Raw genomic sequence first — 16,729 nt, forward strand, 5'->3', positions numbered from 1 at the left:
TTATAAGGAGGAAGCATAGATGATTGGATATGCAAATGAAGTTAAAACGATGTTGGTGAATGAAGTTGGCGGTACACCATTTGATTCTACCTTGAACTTAAAAATCAAAGAACTTGGAGAACTTGGATATGTTGAAATAGTCGATATCCAGTTTAGGGCAAATCCAGATATTGAAGGTGTTATATGGTATAACGCCCTTGTTATCTATAAAGAGGAAGTGTGATGGAACGTGAAACTGTTATCCAACAAATGGACAAGCACCTAGAAGTCTGCAAAACGTGCTCATTGAAACTCGACAAGCGATGGGCTCGCCCGTCCTATAACCGGTTGCAGAAACATTGCAACGAGAAGTGTCCCACAGGCAAGGAGCTACAAAAGATTGCCGATGATCTCGATCAGATTGTGAAGGATAAACGCAAAAAGAAGGGGATGAGCGCATGACCAGTACAGATTATGAAAAGTTGGCTCGACGTGAGATAGCGGAGAACGGCAATGTATCACCTTCACTTGCTATCAAGATGCTGATTCATATGAAGTCTCTTGAAACTCCAAGAGTGCAGATTGATAAGCGGCTGCTGGATCGGAGCTATGGAATTCCAAAGGGATTCAAGCCTTATATAGAAAGGGAAGTGAGCGCATGAAAGCTCAGATTGCAATGTGGAAAGAGTTCATCACCGTATATACCACAGCCTTAGCAGAGGCAGAGAAATACGGTGATGTGGGCGGAATTGAGTGGAATAAGCACATGATCCACTTTTACACGGAGAAGATTGATGAAGCTGAGAAGTTGAGCGCTTAATCTTTTTTCTTCTCATTCATATAGTTGCGAAGGATGACGTTAATCATTGAGCTTACGGAACGATCATCCTTCACAGCTTCTGAACTTACAAACTCAAAAACCTCAACATCTAACGTGATTGATAACTTTTCTTTATTGGTTTGTCTCACCATATAAATACACCTCAAAAAAATTATAGCATTTTATCCGATATCTCAAACATTTATCTTGCAAAGTAGGATAAAGTAGGATAAAGTAAGATTATCAGATAGCGAACGAGAAAGGATGGACAACATGGACACCAAAACAAGGTTTTACTATCACGAATGGACGAGCACGGAGGACGCGCGTTTGACCACAATCATGCTCGATGGTATGCGTGACCGTAAGAAGGTGCTTGAACTGTTCTGCGAAGCGTCAGACCAGCTACAACGCACCGCTAAATCCTGTCAGAACCGTTGGTATGAGATCCGCGCGGCTAAAAATTCGAAAGCTGTTTAGGCGGTGATCATATGGACGGGTGGATAAAGCTTCACCGGAAGATCAGAGAGAACCCAGTATTCAATGACATGAATTTATTCCGGTTATGGATGATTTGTCTCACTGAAGCTACACATAAAGAACGTGATCAAATGATAGGAAAGCAGATCGTGAAGTTGTTTCCAGGTGAGTTTGTCACAGGCCGTTTTGACCTCGCTGAAATGTACAATCGTGGGTTAAAGAAGAAAGAACAAAAACCTCCAACTACGATATGGAGATGGCTAGAAAATTTAGAAAAGCACGAATTTGTGGTCATCAAATCGAACAACAAATTCTCAGTAGTAGCAGTGGTTAAATGGTTGGAATATCAAACTGATGGTCAACAGAATGGTCAACAAGTGGTCAACAACTGGTCAACAGATGGTCAACAAGTGGTCACAAACAAGAATGATAAGAATGATAAAAAGGTAAAGAGTAATAGTCCTAAACAAGTTTATGACGAAGACAGTCTTCCGTTTCGGACAGCTAATTATCTTTATACAAACATTTTGAAACATAAGCCGGACTTAAAACAACCTAACCTCCAAACATGGGCAAATGACATGAGGAAGTTAATAGATATAGACAACAGAGAGCCAGCAGAGATTGGAAGAGTGATTGAGTGGGCTACAAAGGATTCATTTTGGCAATCAAACATTTTATCTGCTTCTAAACTCAGAGAGAAATGGGACACGCTCACCGCGCAAATGAAAAATAAGACCGTAAGCATGTTTCCGACCCAGTATCAAAGTAAAGCAGATAAAGACGCTCAACAACGAGAAGAGCTTAAACGTGAAATTGTAGGAGGAATGACGCTTGAAGACATTGGAAAAGCAAGAAGCATTATTGATATTACTCCAAATCAAAACAGCTTACCCCAATTTCAACCTAGACAATGACACAAAGAACCTATGGACACAGTTTCTGATGGAAACTGATGCAGAAACAGCAGCGCATAACCTGAGAGACCATATCAAACAGAGTAAGTTTCAACCAACCATCCATGAAATTGTTAAGCCGAACGAAGAAGTCATATTCAAACGACGAAAGCAACTGGCTATCCAGCAAGAAAAGGAAAACGAGGATCGAATGAGACTGGCAGTTCCGCCACCGTGGAAAACGTTAGGCATCACGAAAAGTGAGTATGAAGATCAGATAATTGCTGAGATGGCATTAGGTAAAGGCGATGAGTAAGACTCACGTGGATCGAAATGCCGAAGCTGCGGTACTGGGAGCCATACTGTTAAAGCCTGAACTTCTAGAAGATACGATACTTACGGAAGACTCATTTTGTCTAGATGATCTAAAGCTCATATTTAAAACCATGCTACACCTAAGAGAGCAGCAGAAGCCCATAGACACAATCAACATTGTGCATTGCCTGAGTAACGAACAAATCAGCTTCATAGGGGGTACGCGCGTCTTCTTGGACTTGGTAAACCACGCTGGATCACCTGATTACTTTTTATCGCACGAAACTATTGTCAGAGAAAATGAGTTCCTGAGAGACGCTGAACAGATTTACTCAGACATTAATTTAGAGTCACTAAAGTTCAATGATCCGAAAGAGTACACGGCTCACCTCCAAGAGGCCATAGAAAAGCTTGAGTCAAAGATTATCAAGGAAAACACCACAGAGTCAGTCAGCAAGATGCTTGAGGATTATGACGAAACCATATTTGAACGACAAAAGAACGGTCATGTCCCAGGTTATCCGATCATATCAGATCATTTTGACATGAAAGTTGGCGGCGCTAAGAAACAGGATCTAATCATCATAGGTGCTAGACCATCAGTAGGTAAGACTGCATTTGCAACAAACATAGCAAGGAGAGCAGCTGGATCTAAAAAAGTGGATGCCGTGGAATTTATCAGTATCGAAATGAAAAAAACTGACATACTGGACCGGATTATTTCAGGACACTCCCGTATCGAGGGGAAAAACATAGAAAACGGGTATCTGACCACAGAAGAATGGAGCCGTTACACGCATGGAAGCATCTTCTTACGTCAACAAAATATCTTGATTAACGATAAATCACACCAAACAGTTGAAAACATCGTGAGAGAGATTAAGGCGCTGAAGAAATTGCACAAAGATATTGTTGTAATTATCGACTATCTGCAAGAAATACAAACGGAACGAAAGTTTCAGTCTAGGCGCGAAGAAGTCACATACATCACCAGAAGGTTGAAACAAGCAGCTAGAGATAATGATTGCCCAGTGATTTGCATCAGCTCATTAAAACGGGGAGAAAAGCGTCCTACGATGGCAGATTTGAAAGAATCAGGAGACATTGAATTCGCGGCAGACCTAATTATCTTGCTCCACAGGGATGATTACTTTGAAAAGACAGTTGAGAACACCACCACATATAGCGTGATGGAAGTGATTGTAGACAAGAATCGCAAAGGTTGGACAGGCGTGCATGAGATGGTTTATGAGCGCAATCTAAGTAACTTTTTAGAAATGGATAGGAGGGCAACAGCATGAACAAATGGGAGATTTACGAATACCTGAAGAAATGTGGCTACAGTGACAAGATGATTCCAAGTGCTAAATCTTTGAAAATGAGGTTCCCCAATGCAGATCGTGAAGAAATACTGGAGGGCATAGAAGAATATAAGGCGGCAAAGTGGTTACGTAAGGGAGCTTAAAGAAACACAATCTTAACGAAAGGAGCGTAACCCATGAGAATCCTATGTAGACTATTCGGCCACAAGTACGACTACAACATGCGGAGATGGCACAAACGGTGTAAGCGGTGTGGGAAGAGTTCGGTGTATAGGAACGACAATTAAGCGCCATTACGGGGCGTATAGAAGGTTGAGAGGGTGGTAAAAGTGAAAGGTGCAAATGAATATTACGGACTAATTAAAATGGCTAGAGAAAGAAGACTTGGAGATTTAGAAAAAACAAGATTGGGATATGTACTTCACGGTGGGGATGGTGAGTGCTATCGAAACGGAAATGTCCTATATGTAACTGCTTCACATGCTAGAGGGAAAACATTCTTCATCTACCTGATTGACGAAAACAGTAATCTGTTCAAAGTTTATGGCGTTACGGGCGGTAATCCTGGATGGACAGAAACTTATGGGTGGCTACACAAAGGGACTTGGGTAAAGCCGATTCTACAATACTTCCGGAATCTTGAAGGTGAAATTGTTGAACATGACGAGAAAATCGAACAGAAAAAAAGAGAAAAAGAACGCGAACAAAATAAGGGAATCGGCGAACAAATCAATAAATTCAACGCAATGTTTAGGTAAATAAGGGTGAGAGGGTGAAGGGAATGGGAGAATTAGACGGATACACAATTCAGGTGATGAGAGAGGCAGCACAAAATCAGGCTGAATATTACGAGAATATGAACAGACCGAGCTATATTTTTAAACCTTCGTTAACAGTAGATGGGAATCAATGGTGTGCTTTGTTCGGAGAAAATCTTCAAGATGGCGTTGCTGGTTTCGGAGACACACCAGAAGATGCGTATAGAGATTTTGATAACAATTGGCGTAACTCTAAAGTGAAGTATTTGCGCGTCAGCGCCACCGACCTGACCGAATCACCCAGCGTAGCGGCAGCCGAAACAGGTATAGGGGGTTCCTATGAGTAAACTAACAGTCATTGAACAAGCAAAAGATTATCTGGTGTTAAGCCAAAAGCGCATGGTATACGATGAATCGACTCATATCATAGGCAGCCTACTTTCTCTCCTAGAAGAAAAGGACAAAGCCCTAGCGTTCTACTCAGACGAGAATAGGACATTTGAAGAAATCAGTGATGATGGCGGATTTATCGCCCGTAAAGCCCTTAATACATCATCTAACAACGAAGGAGAGACGATATGACACCAGAACAGATAGAAGAGATCAAATACATGCTTAGCATGACAAAAGAGCAATGTGAAAGCTTTGTTGATGCAGGAGAGTATAGCGACCAAGATTTTATTGACCTTTATGCAGCGAGCAAGGAGTTGCTGGCTGCTCTAGAAGAGTCAAAACAAGACGAAAGCCGTCTTCAAACAGCAATTGACTGGTGGGATAACTACAGTCGGGATAAAAGTGAAGAGTTGGCAGAGGCACAGCAGACCATAGCCCGACAACAAAAGGTGATTGATTGGTATGAGAGTGGTGGAAGCATGGGTGAATTGGTTGAGGAAGGGAGCGACAAGGCATGAGCCAAGAAAAGCCAATCGTAATAACGGTTTTGGTCAAGGGCGGTGGATACGACACTATAGGTATCCTGCCAAGTATGATCGGACCATTAGCAGAAGCAATTCGCAATAAAGGGTATGAGGTTGCTCATCTGCCTAGTAAGTCAATAGAGGTTGAAGGCATCCTAATAACGGGAAAAGGGATCGGTGAGCGAGTTATCATGCTCGGAATGGAGGGAGCTAAGTCATGACACAGGTAAAGGATAAGACAGACCAGAAGCTTAACCGGGCGCTGGCGGAGTTGATGGGATGGAGAGTTATTCAAAGCCATACCGCCGAAACAGGTGGAGGAGCACCTTATTATCAGCTCGTAGCTCCGGGATTCGGAGGACGCCACTACCGGGAACCTGAAGATACATGGAAATATGTCCCTGACTACTGCACAGACCCTGCTGCCTCTCTAGAGGTACAGACAGCAGCAATAAAGGAAAATTACATCAAGTATGTATCTACTCTCTGCGATATATTGGACGGCGAATCGGACGAGATGTCTGGCGAATTATCACCGGAAGCCGTAGCTGATATGCTCACCGCCAGCCCCAGAGAGAGGGCAGAGGCGGCATATATCACGCTACAGGATGTTGAGCAACAGATGATATCAGAACCATGTTGTCTAGTTGGTCGTTGTCAAGAGTGCGATCCAATTACAGAGTAGACGCATATAGCGAAGGAGAGTTGATAGATTATGGAAATGAGTATTGAAGAAAAATTGAAACAAGTTTGCAAAGAAAACGGAGAAATCCAAATTGAGAACATTACGATGTCTCTTATGCTTGTTGATGTTGTACTACCTTATGATACATCTTCTGTAGAAATCGAACTTGAAGGAAATACAGATTCTGAGATTATTGAATCCTTTATTGAAAAAGTTAATGGTCGTATTGATGACATGATAAACGAACTTAATAACTGCAAGCTTGCCACACAAGACTAATGTTGCACAGTACGAAGATACAGGGACAGAGAGGGTTAATAGCCCTCCTATCCCACAAGGGGGATATAAGAGATGAAAAACGGAGATTATGTTAGGCATCAAAATTACGGTGACGGAGTTATATTCCTACTTAGAAACAGAACTGCACTCGTAGATTTTGACGAGCATGGTCTTGTAAGTGTTGCATTGAATTCCATTGAGGAGGTAAACCCCCAATGACACAAAGGGACTGGCAAAAGGATATGGATATGTGCGAGGCAGCGCGAGAAACAGAAAATGGTCTCACTGCATTCAGGGAATTAGGCGTAGGCGGTCCTATGATGGCAACCTACTGGCTCCAAGAAGCCAAGATTTACAAACAATCATACGAAGGAACGTTAACGGCTTATGAAGCTGAGAAAGCCCGTGCAGACGCAGCAGAAGCACGAGAACAACAATTAAAAGAGGCGGTACAGCTTGCGGTTAACGATCTCGAACTATGGAGTGACAAAATACTGGCGGCGAAAGTTGTGTTAGGACAATTGCAACGCACGTTATCCACCCTTTACCCAGATACCCCAGCACCCACACCAGAGATCAAACAACAATTTTCCGCAAGACCATTAGATGAATGGCATGAAGAAATGGGAGATATGCTGTGGTGGATGTTCCCGATTCAGGAACCGCCATATTGCGGCAATCCACTGGATTCCGATTGGTCTGATTGTTATACGCACTGGACACCATTCGTGATTCCAGCAGACCCAGCACCCAAGGAGGGAAGATAGCGTTGAATTTGGAACTCAGGGCAATTAAGCAAAGTGAAGAATTGAAGACGGCGGATGGCTACAACAAACACATTCATTGTGATGGCAGCAGGGAACATGTACTCAGTTATTCAAGTAAAGGAATCCATTGCAGCCAGAATAACTGTGTTGTGAATCGAAATAACCAAGAGAACATATCTGATTGGATATTTATTAAACGTTGAGAAAGGAGGGCGTATAGATCATGGATGAACGGGATGGTGAATTTTTAAAGGCTCTTGGCGAAGCTTGGAGCTTCATAAAGGGAGACGGTAGTTTTACAGGCAATGAACTAAAGCGATGGAGCAATAACCTAGACGCTGATTTGAGTAGGCAGGTATTACGAGCAATCATTCAGACAGCTTGGAGCGATTATGGAGGAAAGACTCACAAAGGGCATGTTGAGGAAGGAGATAACCAATGACACTCACAAGGGAAGAGATACTGGCGCTGGACCCGATTGAACTTGGTCCAGCGGTAGCAGAACATATATTTCAGGCGAAAGTGATCGGTAAGGAAAACTTTCCTGAGCTACGGCTGCTGATAGGCTGGTTCGGGAAAGAAGCTTGGAAGCCAATGAAGGGCACATGGCACAATGCAGAATGGAGAAATTCAGAGGAAAAGGCTTGGCTGGATTGCCCACGGTTCGGTGAAGACATATCCGCAGCATGGGAAGTATTAAACAAAGTAATCGAAATGGGAATGGAGATAAACGTAGGCTTCTACAAGAAATGGGATTGTGATCTTGATTACCGTGGCACACAGTGGAATGAGCAAGCAGACACAGCACCAGAAGCAATATGTAAGACTGCTCTATTAGCAGTACTGGGCTTATAACGGCCGTAAGGCCTCCGATTCGACCGCATTACTTAGCGACAGCGGAGGCCGCAGGGCTGGATGAACTTATAAGGGGGCTGAGACACATGTCTAAGCATGACATTGTATACGTTTTGATTAACACGCTGCATGGAAAAGTAGAAATGGCAACGCAAAACGATTCTGAGGCATGGGCATTTTATCGGGATATGAAGGGAATTCGTATACAAGTGTTCATGAACATGAATCTGATTGCAAGTATAGAGCCTGCAGTATCAGCACTGGATTAATTTAGGGGGCTGAGACCCCAATCAAAGGAGACGATACACGATGGGCAGAGAGATTAAGGTGAAGGCGTGGGACGAAGAACTCAAATTGATGTATGACGGTGACAAGATAGAATCCCGTGATGACCTGCAGGCCTATTTATCCTATGGCGAATTAGTCATATTCCGGATCACGAACGGAGAATATACCCAACTAACAAATCTGCAGTGTACCGGACTACCGGACAAAAACGGCAAGGTGATATATGACGGAGACATACTTCAGGTGCCGGACCTTTACGAGACTCCTGAAAATACAAGCACGACTTACCACACGGACGTAATCGACTTTGAAGAATACGGTTGGAGATTAGGCGGAAGTCAGTTGTGTGAGGATTACCAATACATTTCATATGAATGCGAAGTAGTGGGCAACATCTACGAGAATCCAGAACTAATAGAGGTATAAGGGGGAGAAGAGGATATGAGCATTCCAAGTCAAGGACACGGCGAAGTAGTGCTGATGCAATGTGAGGGAGGCTACGTGCAATTGAGGGACGATTTAACCCGGTTCTGGTGCGCATGTGGTCAGCCTGCAGTTGCTTGGTCTGATGAGGTCCTATCGCAGTATAACTTCAAATGCATCAAGTGCAATCATCAGGCCGAAGGCCATCGAGTCAGACCGAATAATCCCAGTGATAACGGGGGCCGGATAAGGTTAACATAATCTGCTCCCCATAAAGAGAGGAACAAGACACTAATACAATCCGAAAGCGAGGTAATCAATTATGAGTAGTGGTATCAAACGTCATCGTCGTATATCCCCTATGCCAGTAGTATCCTCATTCCCGCCACCAAACAGAGCTACAGTCCATAGTGATCCGGTAGAATATACGCTCACCCCGGAACAACTGGCCGAAGTGATAGAAAAGTACGGACCACCGAAAATGAAGCTACGGGAGGCACCGAGGAGCCACTACATGAGCGGTAAGAAAGGAGGGAAGAAGAATGAAAAGCAAGTACGGGGCGAGAAAGACGCAAGTTGACGAGATAGTTTTCGATTCACGCGCTGAAGCCAAGAGGTACCGTGAATTAATGCTCCTGAAACGCGCTGGTGAGGTCATAGAGGTCGAGTTACAGCCATCATACGTATTAATGCCCGGATTCAAGCACAAAGCCACAGGCAAGCGCGTACAGCCTATCACGTACAAAGCAGACTTTTTAGTAACTTATGCAGATGGTCATCAAGAGATCGAGGATGTGAAAGGGATGAAGACTCCTGTCTACTCACTTAAGAAAAAGTTGTTCATGCACGCTTATCCAGACTTACAGATACGAGAGATAAGCGCATGATGGCGGCATGGATCAACATAGGAACCAGTTACGAGCTTGTGAGCGAATACGGAGCCCGTGTAGGCACGTTAATAACGCTGGACAAGCAAATACATCACCGTAACTTAAAGTCGCTGTATGAGCCTCCTATTGGCTTTAGAGTAGATAAGTATAAATTCATCGAAAAGAGACTCGTGAAGAGAAAATCAGCATGAAATAAAGTTGAAGAAAAACGAAGAAATCAAGAGATAATAGTACAATAATGGTAGTAAATATAGTATAATATAGGTAATATCAAAACATTTGGACGAAAAGAGGGGTATTCGTGGAAATATCGGAATTTCAAACTAAAATTGAGCAGTTGCAATATGAGTTGAACATCGAGAATCAGCGCGGCGGACTAAAGGATGCAGCTAAGGTTGAGCGGTTGGAAGCGCAAATTGCGGAACTGACCGCAGAACTGGAAAAGCCAGAGGTGGATCCGGTAATTGCCCGTGGAGAAGAAGAAATTGCACTTTTCGGAGTTCCCCTTGGCGCATACTTCGCAACTATTGCAGATCATGTGGCTGTGAGATCAGTGGTTATACCAGCGTTTCGACAATTAATCAATGAAAAGAAAGATCTCGAAGATGGATATCACAAGCTTAGCGAGTCTTCAGAGGCAGAGTCACAAAGGCTGAATGAAGTTATCGAAGCAAGAGATACAGAAATAGCGACCCTTAAAGCAGCATTATATGAGTCTAAATTGCAGGCGGAAGATAACGCCTCAAAACGTGACAATGTATATAGTGAACTGCTTGAAGCCAAGAAAACGATTGATGAATTGAATGCCAAGATTGCTGCATCTACTGTAACCAAAGAGCAGATCAGAACAAATCTTGATGGTGCGGCAGTAGTCAAAAAGGTGAAACGTGTCATTTACGACGTGGTTTACATGGGAAAATGGAATGAGAAGTTCACTGCAAAATATGCTGATACAGATGAATCATTTGAGGATTATACCTTATACAAAGACACAAAATATCAGGAGGTACAAGCCGAAGAGGCTGCCACATTTCGGACTGAGTTTCTCGCCAAGCAAGAACAAGAACGTAATCATGAGGATATGGCACAACATAGCAGTGTGGAGGACGAGCCAGTAACGGTTCCAGCCTTTCGTGATGAAGATACCAACAGCGCAACCAGTGGAGTGGATCAGGCAGACGCTAGTAGCGAAGTGGCAGGATCGAGTGTTGAAAAAAGACTTGAAGCGCTTGAGTTAGCGGTATTTGGATCAGTGAGGGATGCAGCCTAACGGCTGCTTTTCTCTCATGAAGATCGGCGATAGAGTGCGTCATAAGTCGGGTAGTAAGGGCACGGTGAAGAGGATTTCAGATCCATGGATATTCGTTGCGTTGGATGGAATGAACGTAGCTATACCTTACAGTGTGAGTAGTCTGGAAGTAATCGAAGAGGAATAAAAAGTTATCTATAGGGGGGATATACATGAGTTGGAAGGAATCGTACAACGACATTTGCAGCGAACTCCGAATCGTGCAGATCCACGAAATGGAGATCAGACGACGGGTAGAGTTGGCACACAGTGTAATGTCCAGCGGTAAAATACAGTCGTCAGGTAGTTACTGCCACATACCTTTCGACAAAGGGGTCGAGAAGTTTAATGAGGCAGTAATAGAATTAGAAATCGTTCAATTGGAAGTTGATCGTATACAAGGAATCAAGAACGCCATGGAACAAGAGATGGTGAAGTTTGAAGGACTGGCAAATGTAGTAATGTACAAACGTATTGTTGAGAACAAAACATACCGTGATATGGCGCCAGAGTTGGGATATAGTGAAGGTTACTTGCGTAGGTACATGAGCCAAAGAGGTAACAAAGAGGTAACACAAAGTACAAAAGCATCGTGATATTATGTAAGTATGAGGAATTGGCATTCGGTAGCGCGCGAACCGCCCCTAAGTGCTGATTCCTCGTCACTTTCATTCACTAATGTTCACTCCTTACTGAGCGTCGATTGCTACGGGTCGGCGCTACTTTTTTAGCAACAACCACACACTACGAAGGTGACAGACTCGCTCCTAGTGGTGGTGTGGAATTGTATATAGATGCGAATGCATCAAACGTAAGAGTGACGGTTATCGCCGTTGCTCTTTTTGTTTTTCTCCGGTTCGACCGAATACGCTTAACGAAGTGGAGGCCGTATAAGAGTGTCCAAAGACATTAGATACCTATACATCACACTAATACTCATGTACATCATAACAGCCTATTGTATGCGAGGTGGTAGTGTATGAACCTACAAGAGCTTACTCATAAACGTGCACTGTTAATGAATGAGATAGCTAAGGTAGATGATGAGATCATAAAGGCTAGGCAAGAGGTGTATAAGAATATGCTTCGCAGGACGTATGTGGATTGTCTTAGTAGATCAGGTGTGACGCACTCAACGAGTTATATTAGTGATGCAGTGAATGATGAGGTAAATCAAGCATAGATGGAGGTGAGGTAGATGGAAACTACAGCATTAGGAGATATAGAAGGATACCAGCATATACGCGTCAAGGCAGAAGGAACGGACTTAAGAGAGGTATCTAACTGTTTCTTCAAAGAGTTGATGAATGTTGTCGAAGGAAAAAACATTATCTGGAGAACAACACCGACAGCTATTGAAACAGAAGATGGCTATAAGATATCTGCAAGAGTACACGTCAAATAAATGGGGGTGAAGACAATGGCAGATCTAAGACCACAGATCATGATATTTGTTACCGAGTATCTGAAGAATGGCAACAACGCAACACAGGCTGCCATTTCAGCAGGATACAGTGAGAAAACGGCATACAGTCAGGGCAGTCGGTTGTTGAAGAGTGTTGAAGTTCAACAATATCTCAACAAAACTGAACAGAATCTTAACAGGGACTTGCGACAAATCTTTGCAGAAGACGCTGTTGAGGCTTACAAAGTGCTGAAAGAGATCATGTTGAAGCCTGAAGCAATGGACAAAGATAGGATAGCAGCAGCAAAGGATATTCTAGATCGTGGTGGGTATAAACCAGTTGAACAGATCGTTGCAGATGTGAAGACTTCATTCGAGGATCAACTAAGGGAACTGATTGAATGAACGCGCTAAAAGTATTGAAGGACAGTTACAAGACGTACTTTGAGAGATGCTTAAAGATCCGCAACAAAGAAGCGCAGATAGTACCATTCATAACCAACGCAGCGCAAGACAGGCTCATTAAGATCATAGAGGATTGGAAAACTGCTGAACCGGATGAGTCAAAGAGACGGTCTTTATACATCATTATCCTTAAAGCGCGTCAGCTAGGCTTTAGTACAGCAACAGAAGCAGTATTCTTCCATGACCTAAACTTCAGCTTTAACAAAGTGGCTATGATCGTATCGTTTGATGAAGATTCAGCGGTAACAATCAATGACATGTCCGATAGGTTCTACAAATACTTACCACAGGTGATCAAACCGAAGCGCCGACCATCCAGAGGTAAAGGCATCCTGATGGAGAACCCACGCTTTGACGATTCCAAAGAGATTAGCAAAGACAATGATCCGGGTTTGCAGAACAAATTCCTTGTAGAGACAGCTAAGAACCTGAATGCTGGATCATCGTACACGATTAACTATCTGCACATATCTGAGTTAGCTAAATGGGATAAACCTGAAGAGACAATGACCTCTATCATGCAATCTGTACCAGACTATGGAGCTATAACGATTGTAGAGTCTACAGCAAAGGGTATGAACTTCTTCAGTGAACTGTGGGATAACGCAGAGCGCGGAAACAACAACTTTGTACCTCTGTTCGTAGCGTGGTTTGAGAACCCGAGGTACAGAGCACCGTACACGGGTTTTGAGCTCACGCCGTATGAACGAGACATCCAAGATACGTATAAGCTTGACTTGGATCAGCTACAGTGGCGTAGGAACACTATGAAAGACAAGCTCAACGGCGATGAAAGTCTGTTCAAACAAGAGTACCCGTGTAATGCAATGGAAGCCTTCCTTACTACTGGTACACCAGTTTTCAACAATGAGATTGTCATTAAACGCATAAGAGAGTTGGAGTTAAATCCAATTGGTGAGCGTGGAAACTTGAAGTATATGGGTGACAAGGAAAGAAAGATTACCTTCGTACCAGATGAGCGCGGTTGGCTCACGGTATTTAAGCATCCAGAACCCGGTAAACACTACATTAGCGGCAATGACGTTGCCCAAGGTGTGGAAGGTGGAGACTTTGATGCCGCACCTATATTGGACAATGCCACGCTGGAACAAGTAGCAACCTTCCATGGTCACTTAGATGTGGACTTGTATGCAGAGGAACTATACAAGCTTGGCATGTACTACAACAAGGCTCTATTAGGCACTGAGGTCAACTTTAACCCGGGCACAGTGTTACAACTGGAGAAGATGAACTATCCAAGGCTGTACATGAGACAGAACATGAATACGATCAGTAAGGACGTACAAAACTCTTTTGGCTGGCACACTAGTATGACCAACCGTAATGCCATCATATCTGAGTTAGTAGAGTACGTGAGAGAGCACACACACTTGATTAAGGACGTGTGGTTCCTTAAGGAGTGCTTAAAGTTCGTTAAGAACAAGCAAGGTAGACCAGAAGCTATGCCGGGAGAGCATGATGATAGAGTGCTGGCTTATGCTATTACACTAGCTATCAGAGGACAGCAGTCCACAAGCACACCAAAGGAACAGCCAAGCATAAAGGACTTGCCTCTGGATCTACAAGAGGATTACGCAAAGGCTTCACCGGATATGAAAAAGTATCTCGCTGATAAATGGGGATTGAAAGTAGGTTGATGAGATGGGCATAAAGGATGTGATAAAGAAGATGAAAAAGACTGTGGTCAAGGTACAACGTCCTAAGAAGCTGATAAAGTGGCAGGAACGCTTAGAGGCAGCTAAGAGTGGGCAAGACTTGTCTTTGATGGATAAGCGAGAGTTTTTATATTTAGGTGACAGACACGTTGAGAAAAACATTAACAGTGTAAACCAGCCAAAGAAACAATCAAATAATATCTGGAACATCGGCTTTGAATTCATCGAGTCACAGGTAAACAACCAGATCCCAATGCCTACGGTTAAGAGTAAGCGTGAGGGATTCGATACCCAAGCAGCTATGATAGCGGACAGTATATCCAATGACATTAAAGAGTCAGATATTGAAGCGATAAACGACAGGAACGAACGCATCACGCCTCTTCAGGGGTTTTCGATCATTGAGGTCGCGTGGAACCCTAACTTTAAGCACCATCTGTACCGTGGAGAGATTGAGCTCATTGGTAGACATCCGAAACAACTGGTCACACAGCCTAAGGTATACAACTTACAGAAGATGGATTACTTTTTTATCCTCTCAGATGTAACAAAAGACTATGTACAGCGGCGTTATAAGAAGGATTTGTCTGGTGAGGAAGAACAGTATCCAGAGAATACACGCCTATTTGACACAGACCAGAACTCCAGTGGATCAGCAACATCCGCCCAGGACACAGAGGAAGAACCATTAACAGAAATCGTGTGCTGGTATAAGGACGAAGACGGGGATATATGCAAGTATGTGTGGATTAATGATACTGAGCTTGAAGATTTACCTAAGTTCTTCTACCGCAGAAATAAAGATGGCACATACATGGAAACTGAAATTTTAGATCGTGACATCGTAGATGTGGATGGCAGGCCGATTGCCTATAAGGGCGAAAAAGTGCCAATGTTTATACCATCCCGATATCCGGTGAGTGTACGCATCAACGTTCCACGAAACTTTCACTTTGGTGGACAGAGTGACCTTGATGTTATTGGAGATCAGCAAGATTCCATCAAGCGAGTCGTACACAAGATGGAAGAGAAGATCATCAAAGGCGGTTCACTCATTAAAGCCCTAGAGGATCATGACAGACTCAAAATCACGGATGAAATATACCAAATCATCAGAGGTACGCAACAACAGTTAGCAGCCATTGACACGCTTGACCTTACTGCTGACATAAGCAAGGACTTATTGTACTGCCAAGAGCAATATAGAATCGCTCAGAGCATGCTAGGGATCACAAATAGCTTCCAAGGTAAAGAAGATGTTACGGCCACTAGCGGTAAGGCTAAGCAGATACAAGTACAGCAAGCATCCGGACGGCTTAACTCCAAAATGTTTAATAAGAACGTTCATTTCAAGGAGTTATTCGAAATCATATTCGAACATAAGATTGCCTTCTATGATGAGATACGACCATATCTGGCACAGGATATTGAGGGTAATGATTCCTTTGGTGAGTTTGATAAATACCTGTTACTACAACGAGATAAGCGCGGAAACCTTTACTGGAACACAGATTTCCTCATTGGCACAGATGGCGTATATGGACTACCGAAGGACCCAATGTTCATGTATGAGCAGACTATGGCGTTATTCAGTGCTCAGGCAATTGATGTGCAGCAGTTATGGACCATCCTAGAAGGTTTACAGTTCCCGGCAGCGAGTCGGATCAAGCAACAATGGTCTGAAAAGATGAATCAGCAGGAACAAATGGCTCAGATGGAGCAGATGATAACTGAGCTTCAACAGCAGATTGAGCAAATGGGCGGTGAGAATCAGCGATTACAAGGGGCATTGGAACAAACTTCACAGAGCAATGTACAGGCTGAGGCGGATGCTATGCAAGCAGCTAACGAAGGACAGCGACAACAGTATGAGCAGCAGCGCCAACAGGAAGACAGTGCACATCAGAAGGCTATGGATATAGCTAAATTACAAGTTGAGGCATCGAAGGTATCTCAGACAGGTAGACAGAAGGAATCAGCATGAAGATAAACCTTACTGTTGAAAATTTGATTGATTTTATGGCCGTTTATTCATGTTGTGATACAAGACAATTCGTATATAAAAATGAACTACAGAAGTCAACAGAGGTGCTATGCACGGAATGTGAAACTCCAGTAATGTTTCGTGGTTCAAACGGGTTATGGTATTACGCTGGTAACAAAGTATTTGAATAAATCAGGACGCTCCTAGTCGTAGGACGTCCTTTTTCATGCCGATTTT

At 43.3% G+C, this 16,729-nt stretch carries 34 protein-coding genes; 33 read left to right on the forward strand and 1 reads right to left on the reverse strand.

Going from position 1 to position 16,729, the window contains the following annotated elements:
* Positions 1–19 precede the first annotated feature (19 nt).
* Genes MHI32_RS01430 through MHI32_RS01445 form a run of 4 tightly spaced genes read left to right on the forward strand, consistent with a single transcriptional unit; the run spans position 20 to position 799 of the window.
* Positions 20–223 carry a hypothetical protein gene (locus MHI32_RS01430; protein ID WP_340011758.1) on the forward strand — a complete coding sequence of 68 codons (204 nt, stop codon included), beginning with the start codon at positions 20–22 and terminating at the stop codon, positions 221–223.
* Positions 223–441 carry a zinc-finger domain-containing protein gene (locus MHI32_RS01435; protein ID WP_340011759.1) on the forward strand — a complete coding sequence of 73 codons (219 nt, stop codon included), beginning with the start codon at positions 223–225 and terminating at the stop codon, positions 439–441. Before MHI32_RS01430 ends, MHI32_RS01435 begins: the two co-directional genes overlap by 1 nt.
* Positions 438–641: a hypothetical protein gene (locus MHI32_RS01440; protein WP_340011760.1), complete on the forward strand. Its 204-nt coding sequence runs from the start codon at positions 438–440 to the stop codon at positions 639–641. Before MHI32_RS01435 ends, MHI32_RS01440 begins: the two co-directional genes overlap by 4 nt.
* Positions 638–799 carry a hypothetical protein gene (locus MHI32_RS01445; protein WP_179089667.1) on the forward strand — a complete coding sequence of 54 codons (162 nt, stop codon included), beginning with the start codon at positions 638–640 and terminating at the stop codon, positions 797–799. Before MHI32_RS01440 ends, MHI32_RS01445 begins: the two co-directional genes overlap by 4 nt.
* On the opposite strand, the gene MHI32_RS01450 is transcribed toward MHI32_RS01445, so the two are convergent.
* Positions 796–951, reverse strand: coding sequence for a toxin-antitoxin system protein (locus MHI32_RS01450; RefSeq protein WP_143759290.1), 156 nt, complete (start codon positions 949–951; stop codon positions 796–798). The two genes, MHI32_RS01445 and MHI32_RS01450, sit on opposite strands and share 4 nt — an antisense overlap.
* 121 nt (positions 952–1,072) lie before the next feature.
* Between MHI32_RS01450 and MHI32_RS01455 the strand changes: the two genes are divergently transcribed.
* The 29 genes from MHI32_RS01455 to MHI32_RS01595 all read left to right on the forward strand — a co-directional run bounded on the left by MHI32_RS01455 (position 1,073) and on the right by MHI32_RS01595 (position 16,492).
* Positions 1,073–1,279, forward strand: a complete 207-nt coding sequence (locus tag MHI32_RS01455) for a hypothetical protein (RefSeq protein ID WP_340011761.1) — start codon at positions 1,073–1,075, stop codon at positions 1,277–1,279.
* Between the two features lie 11 nt (positions 1,280–1,290).
* The gene (locus MHI32_RS01460) at positions 1,291–2,196 is read left to right on the forward strand and encodes a hypothetical protein (protein WP_076298326.1); all 906 of its coding nucleotides are present in this window, start codon (positions 1,291–1,293) and stop codon (positions 2,194–2,196) included.
* Positions 2,144–2,491: a replicative helicase loader/inhibitor gene (locus MHI32_RS01465; protein ID WP_340012689.1), complete on the forward strand. Its 348-nt coding sequence runs from the start codon at positions 2,144–2,146 to the stop codon at positions 2,489–2,491. Before MHI32_RS01460 ends, MHI32_RS01465 begins: the two co-directional genes overlap by 53 nt.
* Before the next feature lie 7 nt (positions 2,492–2,498).
* The gene (locus MHI32_RS01470; protein ID WP_340011762.1) at positions 2,499–3,791 is read left to right on the forward strand and encodes a DnaB-like helicase C-terminal domain-containing protein; all 1,293 of its coding nucleotides are present in this window, start codon (positions 2,499–2,501) and stop codon (positions 3,789–3,791) included.
* Entirely contained in the window at positions 3,788–3,955 is a 168-nt protein-coding gene (locus MHI32_RS01475) for a hypothetical protein (protein WP_340011763.1), read from the forward strand. Before MHI32_RS01470 ends, MHI32_RS01475 begins: the two co-directional genes overlap by 4 nt.
* A gap of 177 nt (positions 3,956–4,132) precedes the next feature.
* Positions 4,133–4,570, forward strand: coding sequence for a hypothetical protein (locus tag MHI32_RS01480; protein ID WP_340011764.1), 438 nt, complete (start codon positions 4,133–4,135; stop codon positions 4,568–4,570).
* 23 nt (positions 4,571–4,593) lie between these two features.
* Entirely contained in the window at positions 4,594–4,917 is a 324-nt protein-coding gene (locus MHI32_RS01485) for a hypothetical protein (RefSeq protein ID WP_340011765.1), read from the forward strand.
* Positions 4,910–5,152, forward strand: a complete 243-nt coding sequence (locus MHI32_RS01490; protein WP_340011766.1) for a hypothetical protein — start codon at positions 4,910–4,912, stop codon at positions 5,150–5,152. Before MHI32_RS01485 ends, MHI32_RS01490 begins: the two co-directional genes overlap by 8 nt.
* On the forward strand, positions 5,149–5,481 hold the full coding sequence (locus tag MHI32_RS01495; RefSeq protein WP_340011767.1) for a hypothetical protein: 333 nt from the start codon (positions 5,149–5,151) through the stop codon (positions 5,479–5,481). Before MHI32_RS01490 ends, MHI32_RS01495 begins: the two co-directional genes overlap by 4 nt.
* Positions 5,478–5,708, forward strand: a complete 231-nt coding sequence (locus MHI32_RS01500; RefSeq protein WP_340011768.1) for a hypothetical protein — start codon at positions 5,478–5,480, stop codon at positions 5,706–5,708. The genes MHI32_RS01495 and MHI32_RS01500 overlap by 4 nt, the downstream gene beginning before the upstream one ends.
* Positions 5,705–6,172, forward strand: coding sequence for a hypothetical protein (locus tag MHI32_RS01505; RefSeq protein WP_340011769.1), 468 nt, complete (start codon positions 5,705–5,707; stop codon positions 6,170–6,172). The genes MHI32_RS01500 and MHI32_RS01505 overlap by 4 nt, the downstream gene beginning before the upstream one ends.
* 30 nt (positions 6,173–6,202) lie before the next feature.
* Positions 6,203–6,451: a hypothetical protein gene (locus MHI32_RS01510; RefSeq protein WP_076302250.1), complete on the forward strand. Its 249-nt coding sequence runs from the start codon at positions 6,203–6,205 to the stop codon at positions 6,449–6,451.
* Between the two features lie 72 nt (positions 6,452–6,523).
* Complete coding sequence (locus tag MHI32_RS01515) at positions 6,524–6,670, forward strand: hypothetical protein (RefSeq protein WP_179087643.1); 147 nt, start codon at positions 6,524–6,526, stop codon at positions 6,668–6,670.
* Positions 6,667–7,218, forward strand: coding sequence for a hypothetical protein (locus tag MHI32_RS01520; RefSeq protein WP_340011770.1), 552 nt, complete (start codon positions 6,667–6,669; stop codon positions 7,216–7,218). The genes MHI32_RS01515 and MHI32_RS01520 overlap by 4 nt, the downstream gene beginning before the upstream one ends.
* Before the next feature lie 2 nt (positions 7,219–7,220).
* A complete protein-coding gene (locus MHI32_RS01525; protein WP_340011771.1) occupies positions 7,221–7,421 on the forward strand; it encodes a hypothetical protein in 201 nt (66 codons plus the stop codon).
* 20 nt (positions 7,422–7,441) lie between these two features.
* Entirely contained in the window at positions 7,442–7,660 is a 219-nt protein-coding gene (locus MHI32_RS01530; RefSeq protein WP_340011772.1) for a hypothetical protein, read from the forward strand.
* A complete protein-coding gene (locus MHI32_RS01535) occupies positions 7,657–8,073 on the forward strand; it encodes a hypothetical protein (protein ID WP_340011773.1) in 417 nt (138 codons plus the stop codon). The genes MHI32_RS01530 and MHI32_RS01535 overlap by 4 nt, the downstream gene beginning before the upstream one ends.
* A gap of 86 nt (positions 8,074–8,159) precedes the next feature.
* Complete coding sequence (locus MHI32_RS01540; protein ID WP_076189979.1) at positions 8,160–8,342, forward strand: hypothetical protein; 183 nt, start codon at positions 8,160–8,162, stop codon at positions 8,340–8,342.
* A 40-nt stretch (positions 8,343–8,382) separates the two neighbouring features.
* Positions 8,383–8,787 (forward strand): YopX family protein, encoded by a 405-nt coding sequence (locus tag MHI32_RS01545; RefSeq protein ID WP_340011774.1) that lies wholly within the window; start codon positions 8,383–8,385, stop codon positions 8,785–8,787.
* 539 nt (positions 8,788–9,326) lie between these two features.
* The gene (locus MHI32_RS01550) at positions 9,327–9,671 is read left to right on the forward strand and encodes a DUF1064 domain-containing protein (RefSeq protein WP_340011775.1); all 345 of its coding nucleotides are present in this window, start codon (positions 9,327–9,329) and stop codon (positions 9,669–9,671) included.
* Entirely contained in the window at positions 9,668–9,865 is a 198-nt protein-coding gene (locus tag MHI32_RS01555) for a hypothetical protein (RefSeq protein WP_340011776.1), read from the forward strand. Before MHI32_RS01550 ends, MHI32_RS01555 begins: the two co-directional genes overlap by 4 nt.
* Positions 9,866–9,975: 110 nt before the next feature.
* Complete coding sequence (locus tag MHI32_RS01560; RefSeq protein WP_340011777.1) at positions 9,976–10,944, forward strand: hypothetical protein; 969 nt, start codon at positions 9,976–9,978, stop codon at positions 10,942–10,944.
* Between the two features lie 16 nt (positions 10,945–10,960).
* Positions 10,961–11,110 carry a hypothetical protein gene (locus MHI32_RS01565; protein WP_340011778.1) on the forward strand — a complete coding sequence of 50 codons (150 nt, stop codon included), beginning with the start codon at positions 10,961–10,963 and terminating at the stop codon, positions 11,108–11,110.
* Positions 11,111–11,135: 25 nt separating this feature from the next.
* Positions 11,136–11,558 carry a hypothetical protein gene (locus MHI32_RS01570; RefSeq protein WP_076218545.1) on the forward strand — a complete coding sequence of 141 codons (423 nt, stop codon included), beginning with the start codon at positions 11,136–11,138 and terminating at the stop codon, positions 11,556–11,558.
* Between the two features lie 383 nt (positions 11,559–11,941).
* On the forward strand, positions 11,942–12,145 hold the full coding sequence (locus tag MHI32_RS01575; protein WP_340011779.1) for a hypothetical protein: 204 nt from the start codon (positions 11,942–11,944) through the stop codon (positions 12,143–12,145).
* Positions 12,146–12,160: 15 nt separating this feature from the next.
* Entirely contained in the window at positions 12,161–12,367 is a 207-nt protein-coding gene (locus MHI32_RS01580) for a hypothetical protein (protein WP_076308617.1), read from the forward strand.
* Positions 12,368–12,382: 15 nt separating this feature from the next.
* Positions 12,383–12,772 carry a terminase small subunit gene (locus MHI32_RS01585; RefSeq protein ID WP_340011780.1) on the forward strand — a complete coding sequence of 130 codons (390 nt, stop codon included), beginning with the start codon at positions 12,383–12,385 and terminating at the stop codon, positions 12,770–12,772.
* On the forward strand, positions 12,769–14,490 hold the full coding sequence (locus MHI32_RS01590; protein WP_340011781.1) for a hypothetical protein: 1,722 nt from the start codon (positions 12,769–12,771) through the stop codon (positions 14,488–14,490). Before MHI32_RS01585 ends, MHI32_RS01590 begins: the two co-directional genes overlap by 4 nt.
* A gap of 31 nt (positions 14,491–14,521) precedes the next feature.
* Positions 14,522–16,492, forward strand: coding sequence for a hypothetical protein (locus MHI32_RS01595; protein ID WP_340011782.1), 1,971 nt, complete (start codon positions 14,522–14,524; stop codon positions 16,490–16,492).
* Positions 16,493–16,729 lie beyond the last annotated feature (237 nt).

This window comes from Paenibacillus sp. FSL H7-0690, assembly GCF_037980415.1.
GTDB classification, from domain to species: Bacteria; Bacillota; Bacilli; order Paenibacillales; family Paenibacillaceae; genus Paenibacillus_AQ; species Paenibacillus_AQ odorifer.